This window comes from Acinetobacter sp. ANC 4470 (assembly GCF_002135335.1).
Lineage (GTDB): Bacteria > Pseudomonadota > Gammaproteobacteria > Pseudomonadales > Moraxellaceae > Acinetobacter.
Window position 1 is genome coordinate 36,969 of sequence record NZ_NEGC01000008.1, and the last position, 25,517, is coordinate 62,485.

Annotated in this window: 37 protein-coding genes and 1 pseudogene; 7 read left to right on the forward strand and 31 right to left on the reverse strand. The window is 41.8% G+C overall.

Annotated elements, in window-relative coordinates; genetic code table 11:
* Positions 1–74: 74 nt before the first annotated feature.
* Positions 75–1,247, forward strand: coding sequence for an acyl-CoA dehydrogenase family protein (locus B9T25_RS11835; RefSeq protein ID WP_086188628.1), 1,173 nt, complete (start codon positions 75–77; stop codon positions 1,245–1,247).
* Positions 1,248–1,299: 52 nt separating this feature from the next.
* On the opposite strand, the gene B9T25_RS11840 is transcribed toward B9T25_RS11835, so the two are convergent.
* The 30 genes and pseudogenes from B9T25_RS11840 to B9T25_RS11985 form a co-directional block, all read right to left on the reverse strand.
* Entirely contained in the window at positions 1,300–2,790 is a 1,491-nt protein-coding gene (locus B9T25_RS11840) for a flavin-containing monooxygenase (protein WP_086188629.1), read from the reverse strand.
* Between the two features lie 195 nt (positions 2,791–2,985).
* The gene (gene rplQ / locus B9T25_RS11845) at positions 2,986–3,351 is read right to left on the reverse strand and encodes a 50S ribosomal protein L17 (RefSeq protein WP_004650463.1); all 366 of its coding nucleotides are present in this window, start codon (positions 3,349–3,351) and stop codon (positions 2,986–2,988) included.
* Between the two features lie 18 nt (positions 3,352–3,369).
* Positions 3,370–4,377, reverse strand: coding sequence for a DNA-directed RNA polymerase subunit alpha (locus tag B9T25_RS11850; protein WP_004650465.1), 1,008 nt, complete (start codon positions 4,375–4,377; stop codon positions 3,370–3,372).
* Between the two features lie 17 nt (positions 4,378–4,394).
* Positions 4,395–5,021, reverse strand: a complete 627-nt coding sequence (gene rpsD, locus B9T25_RS11855) for a 30S ribosomal protein S4 (protein ID WP_086188630.1) — start codon at positions 5,019–5,021, stop codon at positions 4,395–4,397.
* A gap of 12 nt (positions 5,022–5,033) precedes the next feature.
* Positions 5,034–5,420, reverse strand: coding sequence for a 30S ribosomal protein S11 (rpsK, locus tag B9T25_RS11860; RefSeq protein WP_004281491.1), 387 nt, complete (start codon positions 5,418–5,420; stop codon positions 5,034–5,036).
* A gap of 19 nt (positions 5,421–5,439) precedes the next feature.
* A complete protein-coding gene (gene rpsM / locus B9T25_RS11865) occupies positions 5,440–5,796 on the reverse strand; it encodes a 30S ribosomal protein S13 (RefSeq protein WP_004650467.1) in 357 nt (118 codons plus the stop codon).
* 106 nt (positions 5,797–5,902) lie between these two features.
* The gene (rpmJ, locus tag B9T25_RS11870) at positions 5,903–6,019 is read right to left on the reverse strand and encodes a 50S ribosomal protein L36 (protein ID WP_000867907.1); all 117 of its coding nucleotides are present in this window, start codon (positions 6,017–6,019) and stop codon (positions 5,903–5,905) included.
* A 19-nt stretch (positions 6,020–6,038) separates the two neighbouring features.
* On the reverse strand, positions 6,039–7,358 hold the full coding sequence (gene secY, locus B9T25_RS11875) for a preprotein translocase subunit SecY (RefSeq protein WP_171260850.1): 1,320 nt from the start codon (positions 7,356–7,358) through the stop codon (positions 6,039–6,041).
* Between the two features lie 45 nt (positions 7,359–7,403).
* The gene (gene rplO, locus B9T25_RS11880) at positions 7,404–7,844 is read right to left on the reverse strand and encodes a 50S ribosomal protein L15 (RefSeq protein WP_086188631.1); all 441 of its coding nucleotides are present in this window, start codon (positions 7,842–7,844) and stop codon (positions 7,404–7,406) included.
* Between the two features lie 3 nt (positions 7,845–7,847).
* Complete coding sequence (gene rpmD, locus B9T25_RS11885; RefSeq protein WP_086188632.1) at positions 7,848–8,024, reverse strand: 50S ribosomal protein L30; 177 nt, start codon at positions 8,022–8,024, stop codon at positions 7,848–7,850.
* Between the two features lie 6 nt (positions 8,025–8,030).
* Positions 8,031–8,528, reverse strand: a complete 498-nt coding sequence (rpsE, locus tag B9T25_RS11890; RefSeq protein ID WP_067726635.1) for a 30S ribosomal protein S5 — start codon at positions 8,526–8,528, stop codon at positions 8,031–8,033.
* A gap of 2 nt (positions 8,529–8,530) precedes the next feature.
* On the reverse strand, positions 8,531–8,881 hold the full coding sequence (rplR, locus tag B9T25_RS11895) for a 50S ribosomal protein L18 (protein WP_004650473.1): 351 nt from the start codon (positions 8,879–8,881) through the stop codon (positions 8,531–8,533).
* Positions 8,882–8,895: 14 nt separating this feature from the next.
* Complete coding sequence (gene rplF / locus B9T25_RS11900) at positions 8,896–9,429, reverse strand: 50S ribosomal protein L6 (RefSeq protein WP_086188633.1); 534 nt, start codon at positions 9,427–9,429, stop codon at positions 8,896–8,898.
* 13 nt (positions 9,430–9,442) lie between these two features.
* A complete protein-coding gene (gene rpsH / locus B9T25_RS11905; protein WP_086188634.1) occupies positions 9,443–9,838 on the reverse strand; it encodes a 30S ribosomal protein S8 in 396 nt (131 codons plus the stop codon).
* Between the two features lie 11 nt (positions 9,839–9,849).
* A complete protein-coding gene (gene rpsN, locus B9T25_RS11910; RefSeq protein WP_086188635.1) occupies positions 9,850–10,155 on the reverse strand; it encodes a 30S ribosomal protein S14 in 306 nt (101 codons plus the stop codon).
* Between the two features lie 9 nt (positions 10,156–10,164).
* A complete protein-coding gene (gene rplE, locus B9T25_RS11915) occupies positions 10,165–10,701 on the reverse strand; it encodes a 50S ribosomal protein L5 (protein ID WP_086188636.1) in 537 nt (178 codons plus the stop codon).
* Positions 10,702–10,717: 16 nt separating this feature from the next.
* On the reverse strand, positions 10,718–11,035 hold the full coding sequence (gene rplX / locus B9T25_RS11920) for a 50S ribosomal protein L24 (protein WP_086188637.1): 318 nt from the start codon (positions 11,033–11,035) through the stop codon (positions 10,718–10,720).
* A gap of 9 nt (positions 11,036–11,044) precedes the next feature.
* Positions 11,045–11,413, reverse strand: a complete 369-nt coding sequence (rplN, locus tag B9T25_RS11925; RefSeq protein ID WP_004725701.1) for a 50S ribosomal protein L14 — start codon at positions 11,411–11,413, stop codon at positions 11,045–11,047.
* Between the two features lie 92 nt (positions 11,414–11,505).
* A complete protein-coding gene (gene rpsQ, locus B9T25_RS11930) occupies positions 11,506–11,763 on the reverse strand; it encodes a 30S ribosomal protein S17 (RefSeq protein ID WP_086188638.1) in 258 nt (85 codons plus the stop codon).
* Positions 11,760–11,957, reverse strand: a complete 198-nt coding sequence (rpmC, locus tag B9T25_RS11935) for a 50S ribosomal protein L29 (protein WP_086188639.1) — start codon at positions 11,955–11,957, stop codon at positions 11,760–11,762. The genes rpsQ and rpmC overlap by 4 nt, the downstream gene beginning before the upstream one ends.
* Complete coding sequence (rplP, locus tag B9T25_RS11940) at positions 11,957–12,370, reverse strand: 50S ribosomal protein L16 (protein WP_086188640.1); 414 nt, start codon at positions 12,368–12,370, stop codon at positions 11,957–11,959. The genes rpmC and rplP overlap by 1 nt, the downstream gene beginning before the upstream one ends.
* Positions 12,310–13,126 (reverse strand): annotated as a pseudogene (rpsC, locus tag B9T25_RS11945) (30S ribosomal protein S3). The gene rplP and the pseudogene rpsC overlap by 61 nt, the downstream one beginning before the upstream one ends.
* Position 13,127: 1 nt before the next feature.
* Positions 13,128–13,457: a 50S ribosomal protein L22 gene (gene rplV, locus B9T25_RS11950; RefSeq protein WP_086188642.1), complete on the reverse strand. Its 330-nt coding sequence runs from the start codon at positions 13,455–13,457 to the stop codon at positions 13,128–13,130.
* A gap of 9 nt (positions 13,458–13,466) precedes the next feature.
* Positions 13,467–13,742: a 30S ribosomal protein S19 gene (gene rpsS, locus B9T25_RS11955; RefSeq protein ID WP_004281508.1), complete on the reverse strand. Its 276-nt coding sequence runs from the start codon at positions 13,740–13,742 to the stop codon at positions 13,467–13,469.
* Positions 13,743–13,755: 13 nt separating this feature from the next.
* Positions 13,756–14,580 carry a 50S ribosomal protein L2 gene (rplB, locus tag B9T25_RS11960; RefSeq protein WP_086188643.1) on the reverse strand — a complete coding sequence of 275 codons (825 nt, stop codon included), beginning with the start codon at positions 14,578–14,580 and terminating at the stop codon, positions 13,756–13,758.
* Between the two features lie 11 nt (positions 14,581–14,591).
* On the reverse strand, positions 14,592–14,912 hold the full coding sequence (rplW, locus tag B9T25_RS11965; protein ID WP_004650487.1) for a 50S ribosomal protein L23: 321 nt from the start codon (positions 14,910–14,912) through the stop codon (positions 14,592–14,594).
* Complete coding sequence (gene rplD, locus B9T25_RS11970) at positions 14,909–15,511, reverse strand: 50S ribosomal protein L4 (RefSeq protein WP_086188644.1); 603 nt, start codon at positions 15,509–15,511, stop codon at positions 14,909–14,911. The genes rplW and rplD overlap by 4 nt, the downstream gene beginning before the upstream one ends.
* A gap of 11 nt (positions 15,512–15,522) precedes the next feature.
* Positions 15,523–16,161 carry a 50S ribosomal protein L3 gene (gene rplC / locus B9T25_RS11975; protein ID WP_086188645.1) on the reverse strand — a complete coding sequence of 213 codons (639 nt, stop codon included), beginning with the start codon at positions 16,159–16,161 and terminating at the stop codon, positions 15,523–15,525.
* 60 nt (positions 16,162–16,221) lie between these two features.
* A complete protein-coding gene (gene rpsJ / locus B9T25_RS11980; protein WP_000070912.1) occupies positions 16,222–16,533 on the reverse strand; it encodes a 30S ribosomal protein S10 in 312 nt (103 codons plus the stop codon).
* Between the two features lie 258 nt (positions 16,534–16,791).
* Positions 16,792–17,529, reverse strand: coding sequence for a type 1 glutamine amidotransferase (locus B9T25_RS11985; RefSeq protein ID WP_086188646.1), 738 nt, complete (start codon positions 17,527–17,529; stop codon positions 16,792–16,794).
* A gap of 158 nt (positions 17,530–17,687) precedes the next feature.
* Here B9T25_RS11985 and B9T25_RS11990 point away from each other — a divergent pair, with 158 nt between their 5' ends.
* From B9T25_RS11990 to B9T25_RS12015, 6 genes are all read left to right on the forward strand, one after another.
* Positions 17,688–18,890 (forward strand): PLP-dependent transferase, encoded by a 1,203-nt coding sequence (locus B9T25_RS11990; RefSeq protein ID WP_086188647.1) that lies wholly within the window; start codon positions 17,688–17,690, stop codon positions 18,888–18,890.
* A 34-nt stretch (positions 18,891–18,924) separates the two neighbouring features.
* A complete protein-coding gene (locus B9T25_RS11995; RefSeq protein WP_086188648.1) occupies positions 18,925–20,508 on the forward strand; it encodes a helicase HerA-like domain-containing protein in 1,584 nt (527 codons plus the stop codon).
* A gap of 147 nt (positions 20,509–20,655) precedes the next feature.
* Positions 20,656–21,420, forward strand: a complete 765-nt coding sequence (locus B9T25_RS12000; RefSeq protein WP_086188649.1) for a globin domain-containing protein — start codon at positions 20,656–20,658, stop codon at positions 21,418–21,420.
* 96 nt (positions 21,421–21,516) lie between these two features.
* Positions 21,517–21,960, forward strand: a complete 444-nt coding sequence (locus B9T25_RS12005; RefSeq protein ID WP_086188650.1) for an RrF2 family transcriptional regulator — start codon at positions 21,517–21,519, stop codon at positions 21,958–21,960.
* Between the two features lie 100 nt (positions 21,961–22,060).
* Positions 22,061–22,945, forward strand: coding sequence for a ribosome biogenesis GTP-binding protein YihA/YsxC (gene yihA, locus B9T25_RS12010; RefSeq protein ID WP_086188651.1), 885 nt, complete (start codon positions 22,061–22,063; stop codon positions 22,943–22,945).
* 148 nt (positions 22,946–23,093) lie between these two features.
* Entirely contained in the window at positions 23,094–24,038 is a 945-nt protein-coding gene (locus B9T25_RS12015; protein ID WP_086188652.1) for a metal-dependent hydrolase, read from the forward strand.
* Between the two features lie 144 nt (positions 24,039–24,182).
* Here B9T25_RS12015 and B9T25_RS12020 read toward each other — a convergent pair whose 3' ends face one another.
* Positions 24,183–25,421 carry a dicarboxylate/amino acid:cation symporter gene (locus B9T25_RS12020; RefSeq protein WP_086188653.1) on the reverse strand — a complete coding sequence of 413 codons (1,239 nt, stop codon included), beginning with the start codon at positions 25,419–25,421 and terminating at the stop codon, positions 24,183–24,185.
* Positions 25,422–25,517 lie beyond the last annotated feature (96 nt).

Below are 25,517 nucleotides of genomic sequence, written 5' to 3' on the forward strand. Positions count from 1 at the left end.
TCAACACATTGCCACCTGAACAGCTATCTTCTATTTTCTCTATAACAATAACCGTGTAGATGGATACAATAAAAATGCAATCAGGTGCGATTCGACCAATAACCAATATGTTACCACGTCATTTATTCACAGCAGAGCATGAAGCATTCCGTGAAACCGTGCGCAAATTTTATGAAAAAGAAGTGGTTCCTAATATTGAAAAATATGAACAACAACAACATGTTGATCGTGATTTATGGATTAAAGCAGGTGACATGGGATTGCTCTGTGCAACCATGCCTGAAGCATATGGAGGTTCAGGCGTTGACCGACTTTACAGTATGATTTTGATTGAAGAACAAGCTTACGCGATGGATTCATCAACAGGCTTTTCGCTACACTCAGATATTGTCGCCAATTATTTAAATAACTTTGGCAATGAAGAACAAAAAAAGTATTGGCTACCGAAAATGGCCTCTGGTGAAATCGTAACAGCGATAGCAATGACTGAACCTGGTACAGGTTCAGACCTGCAAGCAGTCCGCACAACTGCCGTGTTAGAGGGTGATGAATACGTCATTAATGGCTCTAAAATTTTTATTACCAATGGCTACTTATGCGATATGGTCATTGTAGTCTGTAAAACTGGTAGTGCTGATAAAGGATCTGCCAATTTATCTTTACTGATCGTAGACGCCAATCAAGCAGGTTTCAGCAAAGGGAAACCACTGAATAAAATTGGCATGAAAGGACAAGATACCTGTGAACTATTCTTTGACAATGTCCGCGTGCCTAAAGAAAATCTACTCGGCATGGAAGGCATGGGTTTTATGATGCTGATGAAAGAATTAGCTTGGGAACGTATGTTAGTGGCCATTATCTGTCAAGCAGGGGCTGAAGCCGCATTTGCTCATACTGTGCAATATACTAAAGACCGTAAAGCCTTTGGTAAGCCCATTAGTGCTTTTCAAAATACTCGCTTTAAACTGGCTGAATTACGAACCGAAATAGATTTTTGTCGTGCCTATTTAGACCGCTGTATGGAATTACAGTTAGAAAATAAACTTGGCATTGATGCAGCTGCTGCTGCGAAATATAAAATTTCTGAGATGTTTTCTAAAGTGGTCGATGAATGCCTGCAATTACATGGTGGTTATGGCTATATGATGGAATATCCAATTGCCCGTGCTTATATCGATAACCGTGCAAATCGTATCTATGCAGGAACCAACGAAATTATGAAAGAGTTAATTTCTCGCTCCCTTTAAACATGTGTCATAAAAAAAGGAGCTTAAGCTCCTTTTTTATTTACGCTTTTAATTAAGAGACCAATTTAGGCTTAGGAGAAACTTGCGCTGCACGTTTTTCAAATTTAAGCACACCATCATCAAACCTCGCATTTTTGAGTATTTTACGATCTGCTAGATAATTATTGGTTACATTCCAAGGTGCATGCTTACCTTGTTTTGGCATGACGTCCACTGCACGTGCGATATAACCTGAAGATAAGCTTCCCATCACAGTATCTTCCATTAACTCTGTCGCATCGCCTTGAGCAATGACTTCATCGTATCCTTTCTTATCCATATGATTGATCAGACGACAAATATATTCAGCAGCGATATCAACTTTAAGCGTCCAAGAGGCGTTGATATAACCAATAATCATCGCCATATTCGGCACATCACTCACCATAACCCCTTGATACAACATATGCTTAGAAGTATCCATCGGTTTACCATCTAGCGTTGCTTTAATTCCACCCAAAATTTGAATTTCTAAGCCAGTGGCAGAAACAATAATATCTGCATCCAAATGTTGACCTGATTTAAGTTGAATACCCTTTTCGGTAAACTTCTCAATCTGATCTGTTTCTACACTCGCCTTACCTGAACGTAATATCTTGAATAAATCACCATCAGGTACAACACACAAACGTTGATCCCATGGATTATAAGATGGTGTAAAGTGTTTCATATCCACCTTACCCTTCAGCTGCATCTCAATTGATTTAAGCAGAAGTTTACGTAATAACTTAGGTTGTTTCTGTGCAAGTGCATAAATACCACGTTGCATACCAATATTGCGTGCGCGCGTGAGTTTATAAGCCAGATCTTCAGGCAATACCTTACGCATCTTGTCATAAACAAAATCGATAGATGGTACTGAAGCAATATAGGTCGGTGAACGTTGCAGCATAGTGACATGTTCTGCACCACCCTTCGCCAAGGCTGGAACCAAAGTAATCGCCGTCGCACCACTACCAATAATCACCACTTTTTTGCCAGCATACTCTAAATGATCAGGCCAAAATTGTGGATGAATCAATTGCCCTTTAAAAGCCTCTTGATTTGGAAAGTTGGGTTGAAAACCCTGATCATAATTATAATATCCAGTACAACCTAAGACAAAATTTGCAATCCAAGTGTGTTTTTTCTGATTTAAATCTTCAATTTCAACAATCCATTTTTTTTGCGTTGAATCATAATTTGCCGCAAGTACACGGTGTTGAAAATGGATTTTATCTTTTAGTTTATATTCATCCAATACTTCTGAAAGATAACCTTTAATTGAAGCACCATCAGCAAGTACATTGGCTTTTTGCCAAGGTTTAAAATTAAAACCAAAAGTCGACATATCCGAATCAGAACGAATGCCCGGGTATTTAAAGAAATCCCAAGTACCACCAAAACTTTCGCGACGTTCAATAATATCAAATTGACGTTGTGGGCAATGCTTCGAAAGATGAGCAGCAAGCCCAATACCTGAAATACCAGCACCAACAATCAAAATATCAATATGCTTTTCCATGTTCTTTTTATAGCCTTATTTAAACTTTATTTTATTAAACCATAAATTTGACAATACTCAATGTCAAGTTTAAACAATTCGGACAGAAAACATATCAGTTCAGGACAAAATGATAAATTGTCTAACAATCAGGCATAAAAAAAGACCAGTTAAACACTGGTCTTTTTTCGAACAACTGAAGTTCTTCTGGCGAAATTATTTAACTTCGCGATCTACTAGCTCAACGTAAGCCATCGGCGCAGCATCACCTGCACGGAAGCCCGCTTTAAGAACACGTAGATAACCGCCGTTACGTTCTTTGTAACGAGGGCCAAGAACGGTAAATAATTTACCAACAGTTACTGCTGAACGAGTACGAGCAAACGCCAAACGACGGTTTGCAACAGTATCGTTTTTAGCTAAAGTGATTAAAGGCTCAGCTACACGACGTAACTCTTTCGCTTTAGGCACAGTTGTTTTAATCAACTCGTGCTCAAACAAAGAGTTAGCCATGTTTTGGAACATCGCTTTACGATGACTGCTTGTACGGCCTAATTTCACACCACTATTACGATGACGCATGGTGATAGTCCTACTTAATTAACGGCTACGATAGGCAAAACGATCGTCCATACGTAAACTAGCTGGTGGCCAGTTCTCTAAACGCATGCCGAGTTGTAAGCCTTTTGAAGCCAGAACATCTTTGATTTCAGTTAACGATTTTTTACCTAAGTTAGGAGTTTTTAACAACTCAACTTCAGTACGTTGAACCAAGTCACCGATGTAGTAAATATTTTCTGCTTTCAAACAGTTAGCAGAACGAACAGTAAGCTCTAGATCATCTACTGGACGAAGCAAGATTGGATCCACTTCTTCGCGAGGTTCTTGAGCAACAGGAGCTTGATCTTTCTGAAGATCAACAAAAATTGCAATTTGTTGTTGCAAGATTGTTGCCGCTTTGCGGATCGCTTCTTCTGGATCAACTGTACCATTGGTTTCAAGATCAATGATCAATTTATCAAGGTCAGTACGTTGTTCAACACGCGCATTTTCAACGGTGTAAGAAACACGTTTGATCGGGCTATAAGAAGCATCTAACTGTAAACGACCCACTGGGCGAGTTTCGCCTTCTGGGAAACGTGAGTCAGATGTCTCATAACCACGGCCTTGAGAAACTTTCAGGCGCATTTTTAATGAGCCTGAAGCACTTAACGTGCCAATCAAATGCTCAGGGTTTACCACTTCAACATTATGAGGTAAACGAAGATCAGCAGCAGTTACATCGCCAGGACCTTGTTTTTCTAATGTTAAATATGCTTCGTTTTGATCGAACAGCTTAATCGACAATCCTTTTAGGTTCAGCAAGAGCTCGACGATGTCCTGCTGCAAGCCTTCTAAGGTACTGTACTCGTGCTCGACCCCTTCTATTTCAACTTCAACCACAGCAGCGCCAGGTAAAGAAGAAAGAAGGATACGACGTAAAGCATTACCCAGAGTATGACCAAAGCCACGCTCTAACGGTTCTAGAATCACTTTTGCCGAGGTCCCGCTAGCCGCTTCGACCTTGATCGCTTGCGGAGTTAGAAACTCATTTGCAGTACGCGTCATTATTGCTACCTCAAGGATTATTTAGAATACAATTCTACAATCAAGCTTTCGTTGATTTCAGCAGGTAAATCAGAACGATCCGGTGCAGCTTTAAACGTGCCTTCCAATTTAGAATGGTCAATTTCCATCCAAGAAGGCATGCCACGTTGAGTAGCCAATTCAATTGCGCCTTTAATACGCAATTGTTGTTTAGCACCTTCGTGAACCGCAATTACATCACCCGCTTTAACTTGGATAGACGCAATGTTAACACGACGACCATTCAAAGTAATGCTGCGGTGAGATACAAGCTGACGAGCTTCTGCACGTGTAGAACCAAAACCCATGCGATAAACTACGTTATCAAGACGGCTTTCAAGCAATTTCAACAAGTTTTCACCTGTTGCGCCTTTAACACGAGCAGCTTCTTTATAGTAGTTACTAAATTGACGCTCTAACACACCGTACATACGACGTACTTTTTGTTTTTCACGTAATTGTAGTGAGTACTCAGATTGTTTACTACCACGAGCTCCGCCATGTTGGCCAGGAGCTTTCGCATGTTTTTTAGTCTTAACGTCAAACGGTTTAACGCCTGATTTAAGTTGCAGGTCTGTCCCTTCGCGGCGAGAGAGTTTGCATTTTGGACCAATATAACGAGCCATGAATGTTTCTCCTTAGACGCGACGTTTTTTAGGTGGACGGCAACCGTTGTGCGGGATTGGCGTCACATCGGTAATGCTGTTAATTTTATAACCCACTGCACCTAAAGCACGAACCGCAGATTCACGACCAGGACCAGGACCTTTTACAAGGACGTCCAAGTTTTTCAAACCGTAGTCTAAAGCTGCTTTACCAGCAACTTCAGCAGCTACCTGAGCAGCAAACGGAGTTGATTTACGTGATCCACGGAAGCCTTGTCCACCAGAGGTAGCCCAAGCCAGTGCATTACCTTGACGATCGGTAATAGTAACAATGGTGTTATTAAAAGAAGCGTGAATGTGTGCAACACCTTCAGAGACGGTACGAGTGACCTTCTTGCGTGCGCGAGTATCTTTAGCCATCTTTTAGCTTCCAGAAATCTTATTTCTTAATAGGTTTGCGCGGACCTTTACGGGTACGTGCGTTAGTTTTGGTGCGTTGTCCACGGACAGGCAAGCTGCGACGATGACGAAGACCGCGGTAGCAGCCTAAATCCATTAAACGTTTAATGTTCATGGAAATTTCGCGACGTAAATCACCTTCGGTCGGAACCTTGGTAATTTCTGCACGAATCGCATCAAGTTGAGCATCATCCAATTCACGGATCTTAGTAGTCGTAGCGATACCAACAGCAGCTAAGATATTCTTAGCAGTATGGCGACCGATACCAAAGATATACGTGAGGGAGATAACAGCATGCTTGTTATCCGGAATGTTTACACCGGCAATACGAGCCATTCACTTTCTCCAAAAAGGCAGTAGAGATAATCAACCGCCCGACAAAAACCTTGAGGGGCGGATATTAACCTAATTCACCTACAGAAATCAACAGGTCTTGATTAGATTAACCTTGACGCTGCTTATGACGAGGTTCAGCGCTACAAATCACGCGGATAACCCCATTACGACGGATAACTTTACAGCTACCACAAATTTTTTTTACAGAAGCTTGTACTTTCATGATGAAACCTCAAGTGCGCTTATCCCTTAGGATGAGCAGTCGTTTTTCTCATTAACGTTTGATTATCATACTGGTGCGAGGTGAGATGTGCTTGAAGCTGAGCCATAAAGTCCATCACGACCACCACAACGATGAGCAAAGAGGTACCACCCAAAGAGAATGGGATACCAAATGAGCTCTGTAATACCATCGGCATTAAACAAATCACTGTGATATAAATCGCGCCAATAAAGGTCAAACGATTGAGAATATGATCTAAGTAACGAGCAGTTTGCTCACCTGGACGAATACCAGGCACATAAGCTCCGCTGCGTTTCAAGTTCTCTGAAACTTCTTTTGGGCTAAAAACTAGCGCAGTATAGAAGTAACAGAAAAAGATAATTAACGCACCAAAGAGCACCAAATACAACGGCTGTCCAGGCGACAATACGAGTGCCAAATCTTGTAGGCTACGTTTGATAATATTTGCACTAGGATCAGCACTCCCCACCCATTGCCCTAAGCTCGCAGGGAACAAAAGCAATGAACTTGCAAAAATTGCTGGGATCACACCCGCCATATTAATTTTTAATGGCAAATGTGTCTGCTGTGCAGTAAATACACGACGACCCTGTTGTTTTTGAGCATAATTGACTGGTATACGACGTTGTGCTTTTTCAATAAACACAATAGCTGCTAAAACACCTATAGATAACAGACCAAAAATAACCAAGCCAATGAGACTTGTTTGACCATTATCTACCGATGAGAAAGATTGCATAATTAAATTTGGCAATCCAGCAACAATACCTGCAAAGATGATCATGGATATACCATTCCCTACTCCGCGTTCAGTAATTTGCTCACCTAACCACATCAAGAACATGGTACCTGCAACCAGTGAAGTAACTGCAGGGATATAAAAAGCTAGACCCTCTGTCAAAGTAATACCTTGACTAATAAGACCAGCACACATCCCTACCGACTGCACAAGTGCAAGAAACAGTGTTCCTTGTCGTGTGTATTGATTAATCTTACGCTTACCTTGTTCGCCTTCTTTCTTTAAAGCTTCCAGCGAAGGAACAACCGTAGACATTAACTGCACAATAATTGAGGCAGAAATGTATGGCATGATCCCTAAAGCAAGAATTGACATCCGCTCTAATGCACCACCTGAAAACATGTTAAACAAACCAAGGATCGTACCTTGATTTGCATTAAACAGATTTTCAAGTGCAGCACTATTAATGCCTGGTACTGGAATATGTGCTCCTAGTCGAAAGACCATTAATGCACCGATAAGAAACATCATTCGGCGAATAATTTCACGATATTTCACATGAAACGGTTGACCTTTCATCATGTTCACATGACCTGAAGAACTAGGAGACATAGACACTAGCGATTACTCCTCGACTTTGCCGCCAGCAGCTTCAACAGCAGCTTTAGCGCCTTTAGTCAATGCAACACCTTGAATAGTGAATGCACGAGTAATATCACCAGAAAGTACGATACGAGCACGAGTCATATCTTTACGTACAACATTCGCTGCTTTTAAAGTTTCAAGTGAAACAACATCACCTTCAACTTTAGCAAGCTCAGATAAACGTACTTCAGCAGTTTTTAAAGCGAGTTGGCTTGTAAAACCGAACTTAGGTAAACGACGATAGATCGCAGTTTGACCACCTTCGAAACCAGCGCGTGTACCACCACTTTTACGTGCGCCTTGGCCTTTATGACCACGACCAGCAGTTTTACCGATACCAGAACCGATACCACGGCCAACACGAATATTGTTGCGTTTTGCACCTTCAGCTGGTGCAAGCTCATTTAAACGCAGAGTCATAGCTTATCCCTCTACACTAACCATATAGTAGACTTTATTAATCATACCGCGGTTAGAAGGTGTATCTTGAACTTCTACTGTATGACCAATACGACGCAGACCTAGACCTTGTAGGCAAAGTTTGTGATTTTTCAAACGATGCGAAGCAGATTTAGTCTGGGTAACTTTAATCGTTTTCATGATTGATTACCCTTGAATTTGTGCTACAGATAAACCACGTTTCGCAGCGACTTTCTCAGGAGAAGTCATATCACGCAAACCTTTAAAAGTTGCGTTTACTACGTTAGCAGCATTCGTAGAACCATAGCATTTTGTCAATACGTTATGTACGCCAACAGCTTCTAAAACTGCACGCATAGCACCACCAGCAATTACACCAGTACCTTCAGAAGCAGGTTGCATGTAAACGCGGCTTGCACCGTGACGAGCATTAATAGGGTGTTGAACAGTACCGTTAACAAGATCAACAGTAATCATGTTACGACGTGCAGCTTCAAGTGCTTTAGAAATAGCAGCTGGAACTTCACGTGCTTTACCACGACCAAATCCTACACGACCGTTACCATCACCTACCACAGTCAATGCTGTGAAAGAGAAGATACGACCACCCTTAACAACTTTGGCTACACGATCAACGGCAACCAGCTTTTCAACAAGACCTTCGTTTTGTTCAACTTTAGCCATGATTAGAACTCCAAGCCGTTTTCACGAGCAGCATCAGCCAAGGCTTTGATACGACCATGATATTTAAAACCAGAACGGTCAAATGCAACTTTAGTAACACCAGCTGCTTTAGCACGTTCTGCGATTAAAGCACCTACTTTAGTAGCGGCTTCAACGTTACCAGTTGTACCAGCACGTAAAGTAGCATCTAAAGTTGAAGCTTGCGCTAAAACTTTGCCACCATCGGCTGAAATAACTTGCGCATAGATGTGACGCGGAGTGCGGTTTACACACAAGCGAGTCGCACCCAATGCACGAATGTGCAAGCGTGTGCTTTTCGCACGACGCAAACGGGATTGTTTCTTTTCGTTCATAAGAACCTCGCGCCTTATTTCTTCTTAGCTTCTTTACGAAGAACAACTTCATCCGAATAACGAACACCTTTACCTTTATAAGGTTCAGGCTCACGATATGAACGGATATCTGCAGCTACTTGACCCAACATATGTTTGCTTGCTGATTTCAAAATGATTTCAGTAGCAGTTGGAGTTTCAGCAGTTACACCTTCAGGAAGTTTATAATCGATAGGGTGTGAATAACCAAGGTTAAGGTGAACAACATCACCTTTAACCGCAGCTTTATAACCAACACCGATTAGTTGTAACTTACGTTCGAAGCCTTCACTAACACCTTTTACAAGGTTGTTAAGAACAGCGCGAGCAGTACCAGCTTGCATCCAAGCGTCTTTCGACTCTTTAACTGGAGCAATCTGAAGTGTACCTTCTTCCTGTTTTAACTCGACCAGCGCATGCAGGGTGAAAGACAAAGTACCCTTTGTACCTTTCACTTCGACCTGCCGGCCGTTCTGAGTAACTGTAACACCATTAGGTACAGTTACTGGGGCTTTAGCCACACGAGACATGAGGAATCACCTATTAAGAAACAAAAGCAATAACTTCACCACCGATACCAGCAGAACGTGCTGCGCGATCAGTCATGATGCCTTTGCTTGTAGAAACAATTGCAATACCTAAACCTTGCTTAACGCTCGGAAGTGCATCTTTACCGCGATACTGACGTAGACCTGGACGGCTTACGCGTTTCACAGTTTCGATAACTGGTTTGCCTTCAAAATATTTCAACGTAATCGTTAAAGTAGGTTTGCCATCATTTTCAGCAACCGCTACTTCAGAGATATAACCCTCTTGTTGAAGAACATTTGCAATAGCAACCTTCAACTTAGAGTTAGGCATAGAAACAGTTTGTTTCTTCGCCATTTGTGCGTTACGAACACGGGTTAACATGTCGGCAACGGTATCTTGCATACTCATCTAGTCGCTCCTTACCAGCTTGCCTTAACAACGCCCGGTACATCACCCTGCATTACTGTTTCACGTAATTTGTTACGGCTTAAGCCGAACTTACGGAAGTAACCATGAGGACGACCAGTTAAACCACAACGGTTACGAAGACGTACTGGAGACGCATTACGTGGTAATGCTTGAAATTTCATCATCGCTTCGAAACGTTCTTCATCTGTAGCATTCACGTTTGCAATCGTTGCTTTTAATTCAGCACGTTTTGCAGCGTATTTAGCAACAGTAGCTTCGCGTTTCAATTCGCGATTAATCATACCTTTCTTAGCCATATCGACCTCTTATTTGAACGGGAAGCCGAATGCACGCAATAGCGCACGGCCTTCGTCATCAGTGCGAGCAGTCGTAGTCACAGTAATATCCATACCACGAATACGATCAATCTTATCAAAGTCGATTTCAGGGAACATGATCTGTTCCTTTAAACCCATTGAATAGTTACCACGCCCATCAAATGATTTCGCAGAAAAACCACGGAAGTCACGGATACGAGGAATCGCGATAGAGATCAAACGGTCTAAGAATTCGTACATACGTTCGCCGCGTAAAGTAACTTTACAACCAATCGGCCAACCATCACGGATTTTAAAACCAGCGATAGATTTGCGAGCTAGAGTAAGAACTGGTTTTTGACCAGCAATTGCTTGCATATCTGAAAGAGCGCCATCTAACAATTTCTTGTCAGCTGATGCAGCACCAACACCCATGTTGATGGTAATTTTTGTAATGCGTGGAATTTCCATCACATTTTTAACGCCTAAAGTTTCAAGTAACTGAGCTTTAAGTTCGTCATTGTAACGTGTTTTAAGTCTGGCCATGGCCTATATCAACCTATTACTTCGCTACCGCCACTGATTCACCAGTTGACTTGAAGATGCGAGTTTTCACGCCTTCAGCAACTTGGTAACCAACACGGTCAGCCTTTTGGGTTGTAGCATTAAAAATTGCCACGTTAGAGATATGAAGCGTAGCTTCCTGTGTAACGATAGCGCCTTCAGCACCCGTTGCACGGTTCGGCTTCTGATGCTTCTTCACCAAGTTAAGGCCTTCAACCTTAACACGGTCATTTGAAACAGACAGAACAGTTCCCTGTTTGCCTTTTTCTTTACCTGCGATCACAATAATTTGATCGCCTTTCTTAATCTTAGCCATGAGTGCCTCTTATAGAACTTCAGGAGCCAATGAAATAATTTTCATGAACTGTTCAGTACGAAGTTCACGAGTCACTGGTCCGAAAATACGAGTTGCAATCGGCGCTTTGTTGTTATTCAAAATAACAGCAGCGTTATCGTCGAAACGAATCACTGAACCGTCTGGACGACGGATGCCGAATTTTGTACGAACAACTACAGCATTCATTACGTCGCCTTTTTTAACACGGCCACGAGGAATAGCTTCTTTTACAGTAACTTTAATAATGTCGCCAACAGAAGCATAACGACGGTGTGAACCACCAAGTACTTTAATACATTGTACGCGGCGAGCACCACTGTTGTCTGCTACGTCGAGCATACTTTCGGTTTGAATCATTGCCCTACTCCAAAACCGAGCATCACCGGTTACAATTTCGAAAGGCTCAAAGAGTACTCGAAATTAACCGATGATGCAACAAGAACGTCTAATTACTCAGCAGCAGCTTCAATAACTTCCACTAAAGTCCAAGCTTTAGTTTTAGAAATTGGGCGGCTTTCTTTAATGGTCACTACGTCGCCAGTTTTAGCAACATTGTTCTCATCATGAGCGTGTAATTTAGTTGAACGGCGGATTGATTTGCCATACAACGGGTGTTGAACGCGGCGTTCAATAAGCACAACAATAGACTTGTCCATTTTGTCGCTTACGACTTTACCGGTTAACGTGCGAACTGTTTGTTCACTCATTGTCCGTTCCCCTGTTTTTCGGTAAGGAGTGTCTTAATACGAGCAATAGTTTTACGAGTAAGCGCAACTTCATGCGATTTACCCAATTGACCAGTTGCTTTAGCCATACGAAGACGGAATTGGTTAAGCTGTTGCTCATCAAGCAAAGCTGTCAACTCTTCTACCGATTTTTCACGTAGATCTATAGTTTTCATTACATTACCGTCCGAGTCACGATAGTGGTTTTAAACGGAAGTTTCGCAGCAGCAAGCGCAAATGCTTCACGCGCCAATTCTTCGCTTACACCATCCATTTCGTACAAGATCTTACCTGGTTTGATTTGACAAACCCAGTATTCCACAGAACCCTTACCTTTACCCATACGAACTTCTAATGGTTTTTCAGTAATTGGTTTGTCTGGAAAAACACGGATAAAGATCTTACCACCACGTTTTACACGACGACTAATTGTACGACGCGCAGCTTCAATTTGACGAGCAGTCATTTGACCACGCTCGATAGATTTAAGTGCAATAGTACCAAAAGATACAGTGCTACCGCGATGTGCTAGACCAGTGTTACGGCCTTTCTGCACTTTACGGAATTTAGTACGTTTAGGTTGCAACATGGATTATTCTCCTTTTTCAGCAGAACGATCATTGCGACGACCACGACGCTCTTGACCTTCACCACGACCGCGACCGCGTTTAGCTGGACGTTCTTCAGCAGGAGCAGGGTTCATGACTTGTTTCATGCCACCTAAGATCTCACCACGGAAAATCCAAACTTTAACGCCAATCGTACCGTAAGTTGTTTCAGCACGCACAGCAGAGTAGTCGATATCTGCACGAAGTGTATGTAAAGGTACACGACCTTCACGATACCACTCAGTACGAGCAATCTCTGCACCGCCAAGACGACCAGAAACTTCAACTTTAATACCTTTAGCACCAGAACGCATCGAGTTCTGTACCGCACGCTTCATAGCACGACGGAACATTACACGTTTCTCTAATTGAGAAGCAATTGCTTCAGCAACTAAACGAGCATCTAAATCTGGGCGATCGATTTCGTTGATACTTACTTGCGCAGGAACACCCATAATAGATGTTAATTCGCGTTGTAGTTTCTCAATGTCTTCGCCTTTTTTACCGATAACGATACCAGGACGAGCAGTGCTAATTGTAATTTTAGCAGCACCTGTAGGACGTTCGATAAGAATTTTGCTGATCATCGCGTTTTTAAGTTTTTTGTTCAAAAACTCACGAACTTGAAGATCTTTAAGCAAATATTCAGCGTATTGTTTCGGACTCGCATACCAGTTAGCGTTATGACGTTTCACAACACCTAGGCGGATACCGATTGGATGAACCTTCTGACCCATATCAAACCCCTACCTTAACGGTGATGTGACAAGTACGCTTAGTGATACGATCTGCACGGCCTTTAGCACGTGGCATAATACGTTTAAGGCTCACACCTTCATCAACGTAAATCGTAGCAACTTTAAGGTCGTCTACATCTAAACTGTTATTATGTTCAGCATTTGCAATCGCAGATTCCAAAGCTTTTTTCACTAACACTGCAGCTTTTTTATTGCTGAAGGTTAAAATGTTCAAAGCGTGGGCAATAGATTTGCCACGAATCAGGTCTGCAACCAAACGAGCTTTTTGTGCCGAGATAGCGGCACCGCGTAATTTAGCAGTAACTTCCATCATAGCACCTTAACGTTTAGATTTCTTGTCAACACCGTGACCACGATAGGTACGAGTTGGCGCGAATTCACCGAGTTTATGACCAACCATATGTTCAGATACAATTACCGGAACATGGTTACGACCATTATGAACAGAAATTGTTAAACCAACAAAATCTGGGAGAATCATCGAACGACGCGACCAAGTTTTGATCGGCTTACGGTTATTAGCCGCGATAGCCGCTTCAACCTTAGCGAACAAGTGCGCATCGACGAATGGACCTTTTTTCAGAGAACGAGGCATTAGTCAGATTCCTTTACTTGACGCGACGGTCGCGAATAATCATCTTAGTCGTACGCTTATTGGTACGTGTTTTGTACCCTTTAGCTTTTTGACCCCATGGGCTTACAGGTTGAATACCTTTATTACGCCCTTCACCACCACCATGTGGATGGTCAACTGGGTTCATCGCCATACCACGAACGGTAGGACGAATACCACGCCAGCGCGAAGCACCAGCTTTACCCAACGAGCGAAGGTTGCTTTCCGCGTTAGATACTTCACCTAACACAGCACGACATTCAACGTGGATTTTACGCATCTCGCCTGAACGTAGACGAACGATAGCGTAAGAACCATCACGACCCAACAATTGAACTGAAGTACCAGCTGAACGAGCTAATTGCGCGCCTTTACCGATTTTAAGTTCAAGGTTGTGAAGCGTAGAACCGATTGGCATATTGCGAAGTGGTAAGCAGTTACCTGGACGAATTGGAGCATCGTTACCAGATTGTACTTTATCACCAGCACGTAAGCCCTTAGCAGCAATGATATAACGACGTTCACCATCAGCATACAAAACCAAAGCAATGTGTGCAGTACGGTTAGGATCGTATTCAATACGCTCTACAGTAGCTGGAATGCCATCTTTATTACGTTTAAAGTCAACAAGACGGTAGTTTTGTTTATGACCACCACCAACGTGACGAGTTGTAATGTGACCGTTATTATTACGGCCGCCAGTACGTTTTTTAGCTTCAACCAACGGAGAGTACGGTGCGCCTTTATGAAGATGGTCGTGAACGACTTTCTCTACAAAGCGACGTCCTGGAGACGTTGGCTTACATTTTTGAATAGGCATAAATTTCGTCCTTATTCCGCTGCGCTTTCAGCGGTATCGCCCAAGTCAGCCATCTCAACATCTTGGCCAGCTTTCAGGGTGACGTATGCTTTTTTAACATCAGAACGACGTCCTAATGTTTTACCAAAGCGTTTAGTCTTACCTTTAGTGATAGTCGTGTTAACTTTAACAACTTCCACACCAAAGAGTTGCTCAACTGCTTTTTTGATTTCAAGCTTGTTTGCACCAAGTGCAACTTTAAAAACTTGAACACCAGCAGCCTCACCTAAAGCTTGAGCTTTTTCTGAGAATACAGGTCCTTGCAGGACTTGATAGATACGTTCGTTGTTCATCCGAGTTCTACCTCAATTTTCTTAGCAGCAGCTACAGACATAACAACTTTGTCGAACGCAATCAAGCTAACAGGATCAATTGCAGCAGCATCAACCACATCTACATGCGGAATATTACGTGCAGCAAGATATAGATTTTCATCTACAGAATCCGTAACGATTAATGCGCGAACTGCATTTAAGTCGTTAAGCTTAGCAAGCAATTCTTTAGTTTTCGGAGCAGTAACAGCAAACTCTTCAACTAAGATTAGGCGATCTTGACGAACAAGTTCAGCTAAGATGCATTGCATAGCACCGCGGTACATTTTACGGTTAACTTTTTGAGACCAATCTTGTGGACGAGCAGCAAAAGTTTTACCACCACCAACCCAAATTGGGCTACGGATAGAACCAGCACGCGCACGACCAGTACCTTTTTGACGGAATGGTTTTTTACCACCGCCAGATACATCGCCACGAGACTTTTGAGCTTTAGAACCTTGACGACCGCCAGCTAAATAAGCTGTAACAACTTGGTGTACAAGAGCTTCGTTAAACTCACGCCCGAAAGCAACTTCAGACAACTCAACAGCAGAGCCGGAAACAGTATTTAAATTCATAATATTTCCCCTCAGGCCTTGATTGTAGGACGTACAGTTACGTCACCACCGGTAGCACCAGGAACCGCGCCTTTAACAACAAGAACTGAACGTTCAACGTCGATAGCAACGATTTCAAGACCCTGTGTAGTTACGCGTTCAGCGCCCATATGGCCGGCCATTTTCTTGCCTTTGAACACGCGACCAGGTGTCTGGTTTTGACCAGTAGAACCTAAAGAGCGGTGAGAAAGTGAGTTACCGTGTGTAGCATCTTGCGTACGGAAATTCCAACGCTTAACACCACCTTGGAAACCCTTACCTTTAGACTGACCAGTTACGTCAACAATTTGACCCACTGTGAACAATTCAACGGTAAGAGAAGAACCAACTTCACGACCTTCAAGATCAGCTTCTGTAGCGCGGAATTCTTGAACTAAACGACCAGCAGCAACACCCGCTTTAGCGAAATGTCCTTTCTGAGGGTTAGTTACGCGAGATTCGCGACGCTCACCAGTAGTGATTTGAATCGCTTGATAACCATCAGTTTCAAGCGTTTTGATTTGAGTGATGCGGTTAGGATCAACCTCAATCACCGTAACAGGCACAGAAACACCAGCGTCTGTAAAGACACGTGTCATACCGCACTTGCGACCGACTAAACCAATAGTCATGTGCATAAACCTCTAAAAAAGCGGCTTAATTAACCTAGAGTGTTAATTAACCCGAAAGCCTTAACCCAATGCGATCTGAACATCAACACCAGCTGCAAGATCCAATTTCATCAATGCATCAACAGTTTTGTCTGTTGGTTGAACGATATCAATCAAGCGCTTGTAAGTGCGGATTTCATACTGATCACGCGCGTCTTTATTAACGTGCGGAGAAGTTAGAACATTAAAACGCTCGATGCGTGTAGGCATCGGAATTGGACCACAAACTTGTGCGCCAGTACGTTTTGCTGTTTCTACGATCTCTTGAGCAGATTGATCAATCAAACGATGATCAAAAGACTTCAAACGGATACGGATTCTCTGGTTAGACATACCAGTAAACTCCAAGCCAAATATATAAAGAATCACCTCTGACGCATCTCACCTAGTGGTAAGTGTCAAAGGCAGTGAAAATCACTAAGGTCATGATCGATGCCACGACTGTCACGATATTAACTGCTTTATTCGCAGTTAACCCCTTTTATTAAAGGGTCGCTCATTATAGCGATTGTTTAACGCTTAAGCAAATCTCTTTTCAACTTTTCCCCATCTTTTTCAAATCCTAAATTTGTAACATTGTTTAAAAATAGATCAGCACCCTGTTTTTTCCAAAACGTACTCTATTGCTTGGTTTAATATTTGATTTCCATCAATAAAGTTATTTTTTTCTGTCTTTTTAAGTTGCTGTTGGGTTTGCACATGCTGACCGGAAAAATTATCCAGTTCTTCATCATTTTCTAAAAACAGATTTAATGTCTCTGGGGTGATTTCAGGGTGAAACTGAAATCCCAACACATTTTTACCAATTTGGTACATCTGGTTTCTGCAAACCTCATTTTCTGCCAAATGAATCGCACCTTTTGGAATTTCAAAAGTTTCATTATGCCATTGCATCACATTAAATTCTGCTGGCAATTCAAAACACTCAGCAGGCACATGATTCACTTTACGCACCCCCGTCCAACCCAACTCCTGTTTGTCACTTCGACTCACAGCAGCACCTAGAGCATTGGCAATCAACTGCCCACCTAAACATAGCCCTATCGCAGGCTTCCCCATAGACAAATATCTTCGTAACCAGCGTTTTTCTATTTTTAACCAAGGGAAATTGACTTCATCATTTACGCTCATTACCCCTCCCATAATGATGAGTAAATCCACATCCTCCACTTGAGGCAATGCTTCTATTTCCAGTGAACGATCGATAGGTAAAGCAAAAAATTCCGTTGCACTAATTTTAGCATTGTGCCGTTTTAAAAATTGATAACAACTACCAAATCCTTCACCAGCAATATGCTGAAAATAATGTACTTTTAAATGCGACTTCATCCGCTCGAACCTATTGTTATTGCTCTGCTAGAGGTTTAGCAAAAATGAAGCCAACTTTTAAAAGCACAACCCTTTTTATACATTTGGGCATTTATATAGCCTAATGGGTCTGTTTCTCTTAAGCTAAAGCTAATTTTGATACAACCTAGAGCAAAACTTTGAAAAATAATCCACAAACTGCACTGATTCATGCACCACGAAAAGCCCCTCAGTCTATTTTTACTATTCAACCTCCCCTGTTTCGTGCATCGACCATTATTTTTCAGAACACTGATACACTGTTTAATCGCCACTGGAGTGATGCTTATGACTATAGTTATGGTACGCATGGCACGCCTACCACCTTTACTTTAGGGGACAACATCGCGCAGATTGAAGGTGGAAGTTTTTGTTTACTTGCACCGAGTGGCTTGTCTGCCATTAACCTCGTGAACGCTTGCTTTTTAGCCCATGGAGATGAGGTTTGGGTTGCAGACAACATCTACGGTCCAAATATGGAACATTTGCGCAATCTAGAAACACGTTATGGTATTAACGTGAAAATTTACAATGCAATAGATATTGATAGCTTCCAACCCTCAAAGCAAGCGAAACTGATTTGGTTGGAAGCAGCAGGCTCAGTGACTTTAGAATTCCCAAACTTAGTCGCTTTAGTCAACAAGGCCAAACAAGCCCATGTTTTGACTGCGCTGGATAATACTTGGGGCGCGGGTCTTGCCTTTAATGCCTTTGATTTTGGTGACGAACATTTAAGTGTCGATATCACCGTACATGCCCTAACCAAATATCCTAGCGGTGGTGGTGATATTTTAATGGGTTCCGTGGTGACACGTGATCAAAATTTGCATCACCAATTGTTCCGTATGCATGCCATTCAAGGGATTGCCATTTCAGGTGATGATGCCGCACAAGTTCAACGCAGCTTAGCATCCATGCGACTTCGTTATGAACATCAGTCACAAAGCACCTTAAAACTGCTGGATTGGCTGAAACAACAAGATGAATTTGTACAAGTTCTGCATCCTGCCGATGCATCATCTGCTGGACATCGCTACTGGAAAGAAGTATGTAAAGAAGGACATAGCGCAGGTTTAGTTAGTGTTATTTTTAAAGCAGAATATGATTTAAAAGCCATTCGAAAATTCTGTGACAGCTTAAACCTCTTTAAGCTCGGTTTTAGCTGGGGCGGCCCTGTCAGCTTAGTTATGCTATATAACTTAAAAGAGATGCGTGAACTGCAACATACACATTTACAACAAGGATTATTGGTTCGTTTTTGTATAGGACTAGAACATCCTGAAGATTTGATTCAAGATATAGAAAATGCGCTAAAACAATTGAATACACAACAACTCGAATAACCTAAACACAAGAAAGTAAATAGGAATAGATTTTATGGGTACAGCAATCGTTATTGCAAAGAAAACGTCAGACACACAACAAGATATAGTTTTACATTCACAGTTTGCCAACCGTCACGGCTTAATCGCTGGAGCAACGGGTACGGGTAAAACGGTCACTTTAAAAGTTCTTGCAGAAAACTTTTCCCGAATTGGTGTACCCGTATTTTTAGCCGATGCCAAAGGTGATGTATCCAGCCTAGCTCAGGCTGGAGCAAGCAACGCTAAATTTGATGAACGCCTTAAAGTCTTAAATATTGATGCAATTCCTTTTGCCGCTTCACCTGTGGTGTTTTGGGATTTGTTTGCTGAACAAGGTCATCCTATTCGCACCACAGTTTCCGAAATTGGTCCACTATTATTAGCACGGATGCTCAATCTAAATGACACTCAAGAAGGTGTACTTTCCGCAGTATTTCGTATTGCCGATGATCAAGGTCTATTACTGATTGATTTTAAGGATCTAAAATCAATCATTACTTATGTTTCGGAACATGCAACAGAGTTTCAAGCTGAATATGGCAACCTTTCTCCTGCTAGTCTGGGTGCCATACAACGTAATTTATTGGCGCTTGCAGACCAAGGTGGCGATCAGTTTTTTGGTGAACCCAGTTTAAATATTTTAGATTTCATTCAAACCGACAGCCAAGGGCGTGGTTATATCAATGTACTAGCCGCAGATAAGCTCATGAACACGCCCAAATTGTATGCCACATTTTTACTGTGGATGCTTTCAGAATTATTTGAACAATTACCCGAAGTTGGTGATATGGACAAACCCAAACTGGTGTTCTTTTTCGATGAGGCGCATTTATTGTTTGATAATGCCAGCACAGCGCTACAAGAAAAAATTGAACAAGTGGTACGCCTGATTCGCTCTAAAGGCGTGGGGATTTACTTTGTCACCCAAAATCCACTCGACTTACCCGAAAGTGTTTTAGGACAGCTAGGGAACCGTATTCAACATGCTTTACGCGCGTTTACACCAAAAGATCAAAAAGCAGTTAAAACTGCTGCAGATACCTTTAGATCCAATTCCGAATTCAGAGTCGATCAAGCCATTACTGAACTGGGTGTTGGTGAAGCCCTCATTAGCTGCTTAGATGAACAAGGCACACCACAAATTGTAGAGCGTGGCTGGGTCATGCCACCCTATTCATCATTCACCCCGATCAGCCTAGATGAACGAAAAATACTGATGAATCAAAGTGTTGTTGCAGGGATTTATGAGCAACAGGTAGACCGTGAAAGTGCTTTTGAGATGTTGCAACAAAAAGTCGTACAACGTCAGCAACAAGCCGTTGCAGAGGAAACAGCGAAACAACAAGCCAAAGAACAAGAAAGCTTAACCAAACAGCAAGCCAAAGAACAGGAAGCGTTTACAAAGCAACAAACACGAGAGCAAGAACGTATTGCACGAGAGCAACAAAAAGAGACTGACCGCGAATCGAAACAACGTGAAAAACTCACCCAAGACATTATCGGCACCTTTGCAAAAAGTGCCGCACGCAGCTTAGGTGGTAGTACAGGGCAGAAAATTGTCCGTGGTCTACTCGGTTCCCTTTTTGGAAGAAAATAAGCCCCTTCCACACTATTAAATTTTTTAAAACTATGGGATATTGAACTATTCCATAATTTTTTTATGGTTTTTTACCAGATGTATTTACAACGCACTTTATAAGATGTATTGTAAATACATCTTATAGCCACAACAGATGTTCTAGCCATGACTCCACAACATATTGAACTCGTTAAATCAACTGTCCCTGTGCTTCGTGAAAACGGTGTTGCACTGACCAGCTATTTTTATAAACGCATGCTGAATAACAATCCAGAACTAAAAAATGTCTTCAATTTAGATCATCAATCTAGCGGTCGTCAGCCACGTGCTTTAGCAGCAGCAGTGCTGGCTTATGCAGAACATATTGAAAACCCAAGCGTATTGGCTAAAGCAATCGAACACATCACCACCAAGCATGTGAGCTTGGATATTCGACCTGAACACTACCCTATCGTTGGGGAAAATCTTTTGCACTCAATTAGTGAAGTTCTAAATGTTCCTTTTGAATCCGACCTCATTGCTGCTTGGAAAGAAGCGTATATGCAATTGGCAGATATTTTAATTGGTGTAGAAAAGCAAAAATATGAAGGTTTAGCTGCACAAAATGGCGGATGGGCAGGATGGCGTGCCTTTGAAATTGCTGCAGTTGAAAGCACTGATACTGGCAAACGTTTTACTTTAAAAGCACAAGATGGTCAGCCTATCGTTACTGCTGAAGCAGGAAGTTATATTTCTGTAAAAGTTCAAGTTCCTGAACATGCTATTCAACAGCCACAACAATTTACTTTTGCTGATGCTCAGTCTGCAGATCAATATACATTTAATGTAAAAGCTGAAGAAAATCATACCGAATATTCTGTTGCTAATATTTTGCTTGAAAATTACAAAGTCGGTGATGTGGTTCAGGTTTCTGCGCCTGTTAAAGGTTAAATACTGAATAAATCATGCATTGATCGGTGTTGAAAGTTCCTTTCAGGGGGACTTTCAAGCTACGCTATAAACCTTTCCTGACATTTTAAAGACCCCATGCAACTCAATAAATTTACAGACTATGCGCTACGTCTTTTGATGTATATCTCACAACCAAAAGATAAGCCTTATACCATTGCAGAAATTGCACGGGATTTACAGGTCTCACAAAATCATTTGGTTAAAATTGTCCATTTCATGGGAAAACAGAATTGGATCATCACCACACGCGGTAAAGGTGGCGGCATTCGCTTAAATGCAGAAACTTTAAATTTAAATTTGGGATACATTATTCGGATCTTGCAAGGCAATAATCAAATTGTCGAATGTAACACCCCACCCTGCGTACTTCGCCACAACTGTGGCCTTAAAGGTATTTTAGATCAAGCACTTGAACAGTTCTATCAAGCTTTAGATCAATACCGCTTAGTCGATGTACTGGATCAAAGCCGCTCCAGCAAAGTTGTAACTTCATCACCCATTTCACTGATTAATCTTTAAATCACCACGCAAAGTTTTCCGCTTTCAAAATGCAAAGGTCGCTTGCCTAGACGACTTCCTTTATAATGTTTCTTTGTAGATCATTTATTGAAGTTGAGTTATGCACCACAGCAGAGGAAAATCCAAAAACAGTAAAATTTCAGCTGCGCCTAAGCAAAAAATCAGCTATGAGAAAAAAGTTGATTCTGCCATTACTGAATATTCCGTGCGTTCGCTCAACTGGTTACGCAAAGCCGAATTTTTAATGAGTGCGCCTAAGCTCAATCTCTGCGTAGAAGACACTGGCTACGAAATTGCCTTTGCAGGTCGCTCTAATGCGGGTAAATCTAGTGCAATTAATGCATTAACCAACCAAAAGCAATTGGCGCGTGCATCGAAAAAACCGGGTCGCACCCAAATGATTAACTTTTTTAGCTTGGGTAATCCAGATCAACGCTTGGTCGATTTACCCGGTTATGGTTATGCAGCCGTACCAGAAGCAATGAAATTGGTTTGGCAAAAAGAACTGGAAAGTTATTTAATTCATCGCCAAAGCTTACAAGGTTTGGTGTTGTTGATGGATATTCGCCATCCGTTACAACACTTCGATGTCATGATGTTGGAATGGGCATATTCACGCCAATTATTTGTACACGTGCTTTTAACGAAAGCCGACAAGTTAAACCGTGGTCCTGCATCTAAAGTTCTACAAGAAGTGCAACAACAATTGAGAAAAATGAAGCTTCAATTCTCTATTCAATTGTTCTCTTCAATGAATAAACAAGGCTTAGAAGAGCTTGCTAGTGTGATGGGTGGTCGTTTGAACTTCACCCTCGAACAAGCCAGCGAATTTGATTTAGACAACATTCCTGAAGCATCAGCAGATGAAATTGAATTTGTTGAAGGTGATGATGAATTCTTTGATGAAAATGAATTTGAAGATACGGCGCTTAACAACGAAAGTATCGACAACAATCCAACAGCTACGCCTAAAAACGAGCAATAATTTATATCAGGCAGATTGTCTGACCAAATTTATCATCTATTGATATCTGAATGTCCTCTATTGCTAACCACAATTGAGGGCATTTTTTTATACTGATTCTAAAGCAACGTGAACACACTCACCGTTAGAAAAAGAATAGGACAGGATGATGAAACTTTTATCTTTATTCAAGAAGTCTAAAATTGGGTCTTCGATTCAATACCAAATTAAGCCGCGAAAAGTGAAATTTGAGTGGCAAGACACACCTGTCGACTGGATTCCCAACCATCCTTTTGTCAGTTATTTCATCAACGAAATTAATATGATTTTACCTGCGGGTGAGTTTTGGTTTTGTCGTCTCTACAACAAAGTTCTACCGCAAATTAGCGACGAAAAACTTAAAGAAGATGTAAAAGCCTTTATTCGCCAAGAAGCCATGCATGCACAAGCCCATGCATCTGCCAACAAAGAATATCTCACTGTGCGTAACATTGATGTACAGCGCAACCTTAAGCTTATGGATTTTCTCTTTGGTCAAGTACTGGCAGACCAACCTTTGGGTTTAAATGTACCTAAAGTGCTCGAACATCAATGGGATTTATTTCGCCTCGGGATTATTGCCTCAGTTGAACATATGACCTGTGTGCTTGGAAAATATGTGCTCTACAACCAACACTGGGAACAACTTGGCGCTGATCCAGCCATGTTAGATCTGATCAAATGGCATGGTGCTGAAGAAATTGAACATCGTACTGTGGCATTTGACTTGTACCGTCATTTGGGTGGTGGCTATATTGCACGTTATTATTTAAGTGTGGCGGTTATTGTTGGTGTACTCGGCTTATGGGTTGATGGTGCAGCGCACATTATGAAGCAAGATGAACGCTTTAAATCAATTCGCCCTAGCGTGTTTAAACCATGGATTTGGCGCGAATGGTATGCCATTTCACAAAAAGATAACCGCATCATGCCGAGCCCATTTTGGTTGGTTTCACAACAATTGGGTTATTTAATGCCGTGGTACGACCCTGTACATGAAGCTAAAACTGAAGATGCCATTGCCTACTTAGACCACTCTCCTGCGGCAAAACGAGCAGCACTGAAAGTCGCTTAAAGCAATCACACAAATACCAAAAAGTAGGGCTTTATGCCCTACTTTTATTTGTACTAAAATAGATCCCCAAATATGATGCTTTAGGCGGATAAAATGAAGGCTTTACTATGCAAATATTTGAAGATCGTACAGTTGCCCAAAGGATTAAGTTAAAACTTCATCGTCACGCGTATGCCGATCCACCACCACACTAATCATCATATCGCCTTGCACATTAACCACAGTACGCACCGTATCCAGTAAACGATCTATCGGCAATAAAATGGCAATCGCTTCGGCAGGTAAACCTACCGATTGCAACACCATAATCATAGTCACCATACCTGCACTTGGGATACCCGGTGCACCAAGTGAGGCAATCATTGCGGTTAAGCAAACTATCAACTGCTGCCCAATACTTAAATCTAACCCCATCAGATTGGCAATAAATAGCGCAGCAGCAGCTTCATACAGTGCCGTACCATCCATATTCAATTGTGTGCCCAGTGGGATAACAAAACCAGCTGTTGCAGGACGTACGCCTAAATTTTCTTGCGCACATTTCAATGAAAGTGGCATGGTCGCAGAACTTGAACTGGTGGCAAAAGCGGTAATCAGTGCAGTACGCGCCCCTTTAAAAAAGGTCAGCGGACTCATCTTGCCGAAAATCCATAACAATAATGGCAAAACCACAACACCATGAAAAATAGTGGTTCCCGTTACCACAGCAGCAAATTCAACCAAACGGTTCAGCACCGAAATATCTTCAGTAGAAATCAATTTTGCCAGTAAAGCAAAAATACCAATTGGTGCAAGGCGCATCACCCAAATAATCATGAACATCATCATGTCAAAAAACTGTTGGCTCAGTTGTCTTACCGTTTTAAAACGCTCACCGCCATGCACCAAAGCCACGCCAAAAAACAAAGCAAACACCACTACAGCAAGGACATTACCTTCAGAAAATGCTTTAAAGGGATTAATTAAAGTGTTTTGAATAAAATGAGTTAAAAATGATGTTGGGGTTAAAGTATCAGGAGTCTGATGATTGCTCATTGCATCTTGAAACATCGCAATGTCGATGCCTTTTCCAACATCAAATAAATGCGCACTGCCAATACCAAGAATTAAAGCCAAGGTCGTGGTGGTCACGCAGCAAGCCAAGGTGATTTTCCAGACCTTGCCCAATTGCCCACCCGATTGTAAGTTCGATACACCCACCACAATTGAACTAAAAATGAGGGGAATTAAAAGCATCTTCAATAAGCCAATAAAAATACTACTGGCAATGCCTATGCCATATAAACTGGCATCAAAAAAAGGCGTACTTGGATAAAAATTTAGAATAAAACCAAAAGCTACGCCCAAAATCGCAGCAATCAAAATTTGTGTGTTTAAGCCCATTTCTGCATGCTTTTATTGTTCAGTCTTGTAGGCACTATGCCATGCCCTATTTTTAGAATCGAGGAATTTTTTGTCACAAGCTCAGCATAGATATGC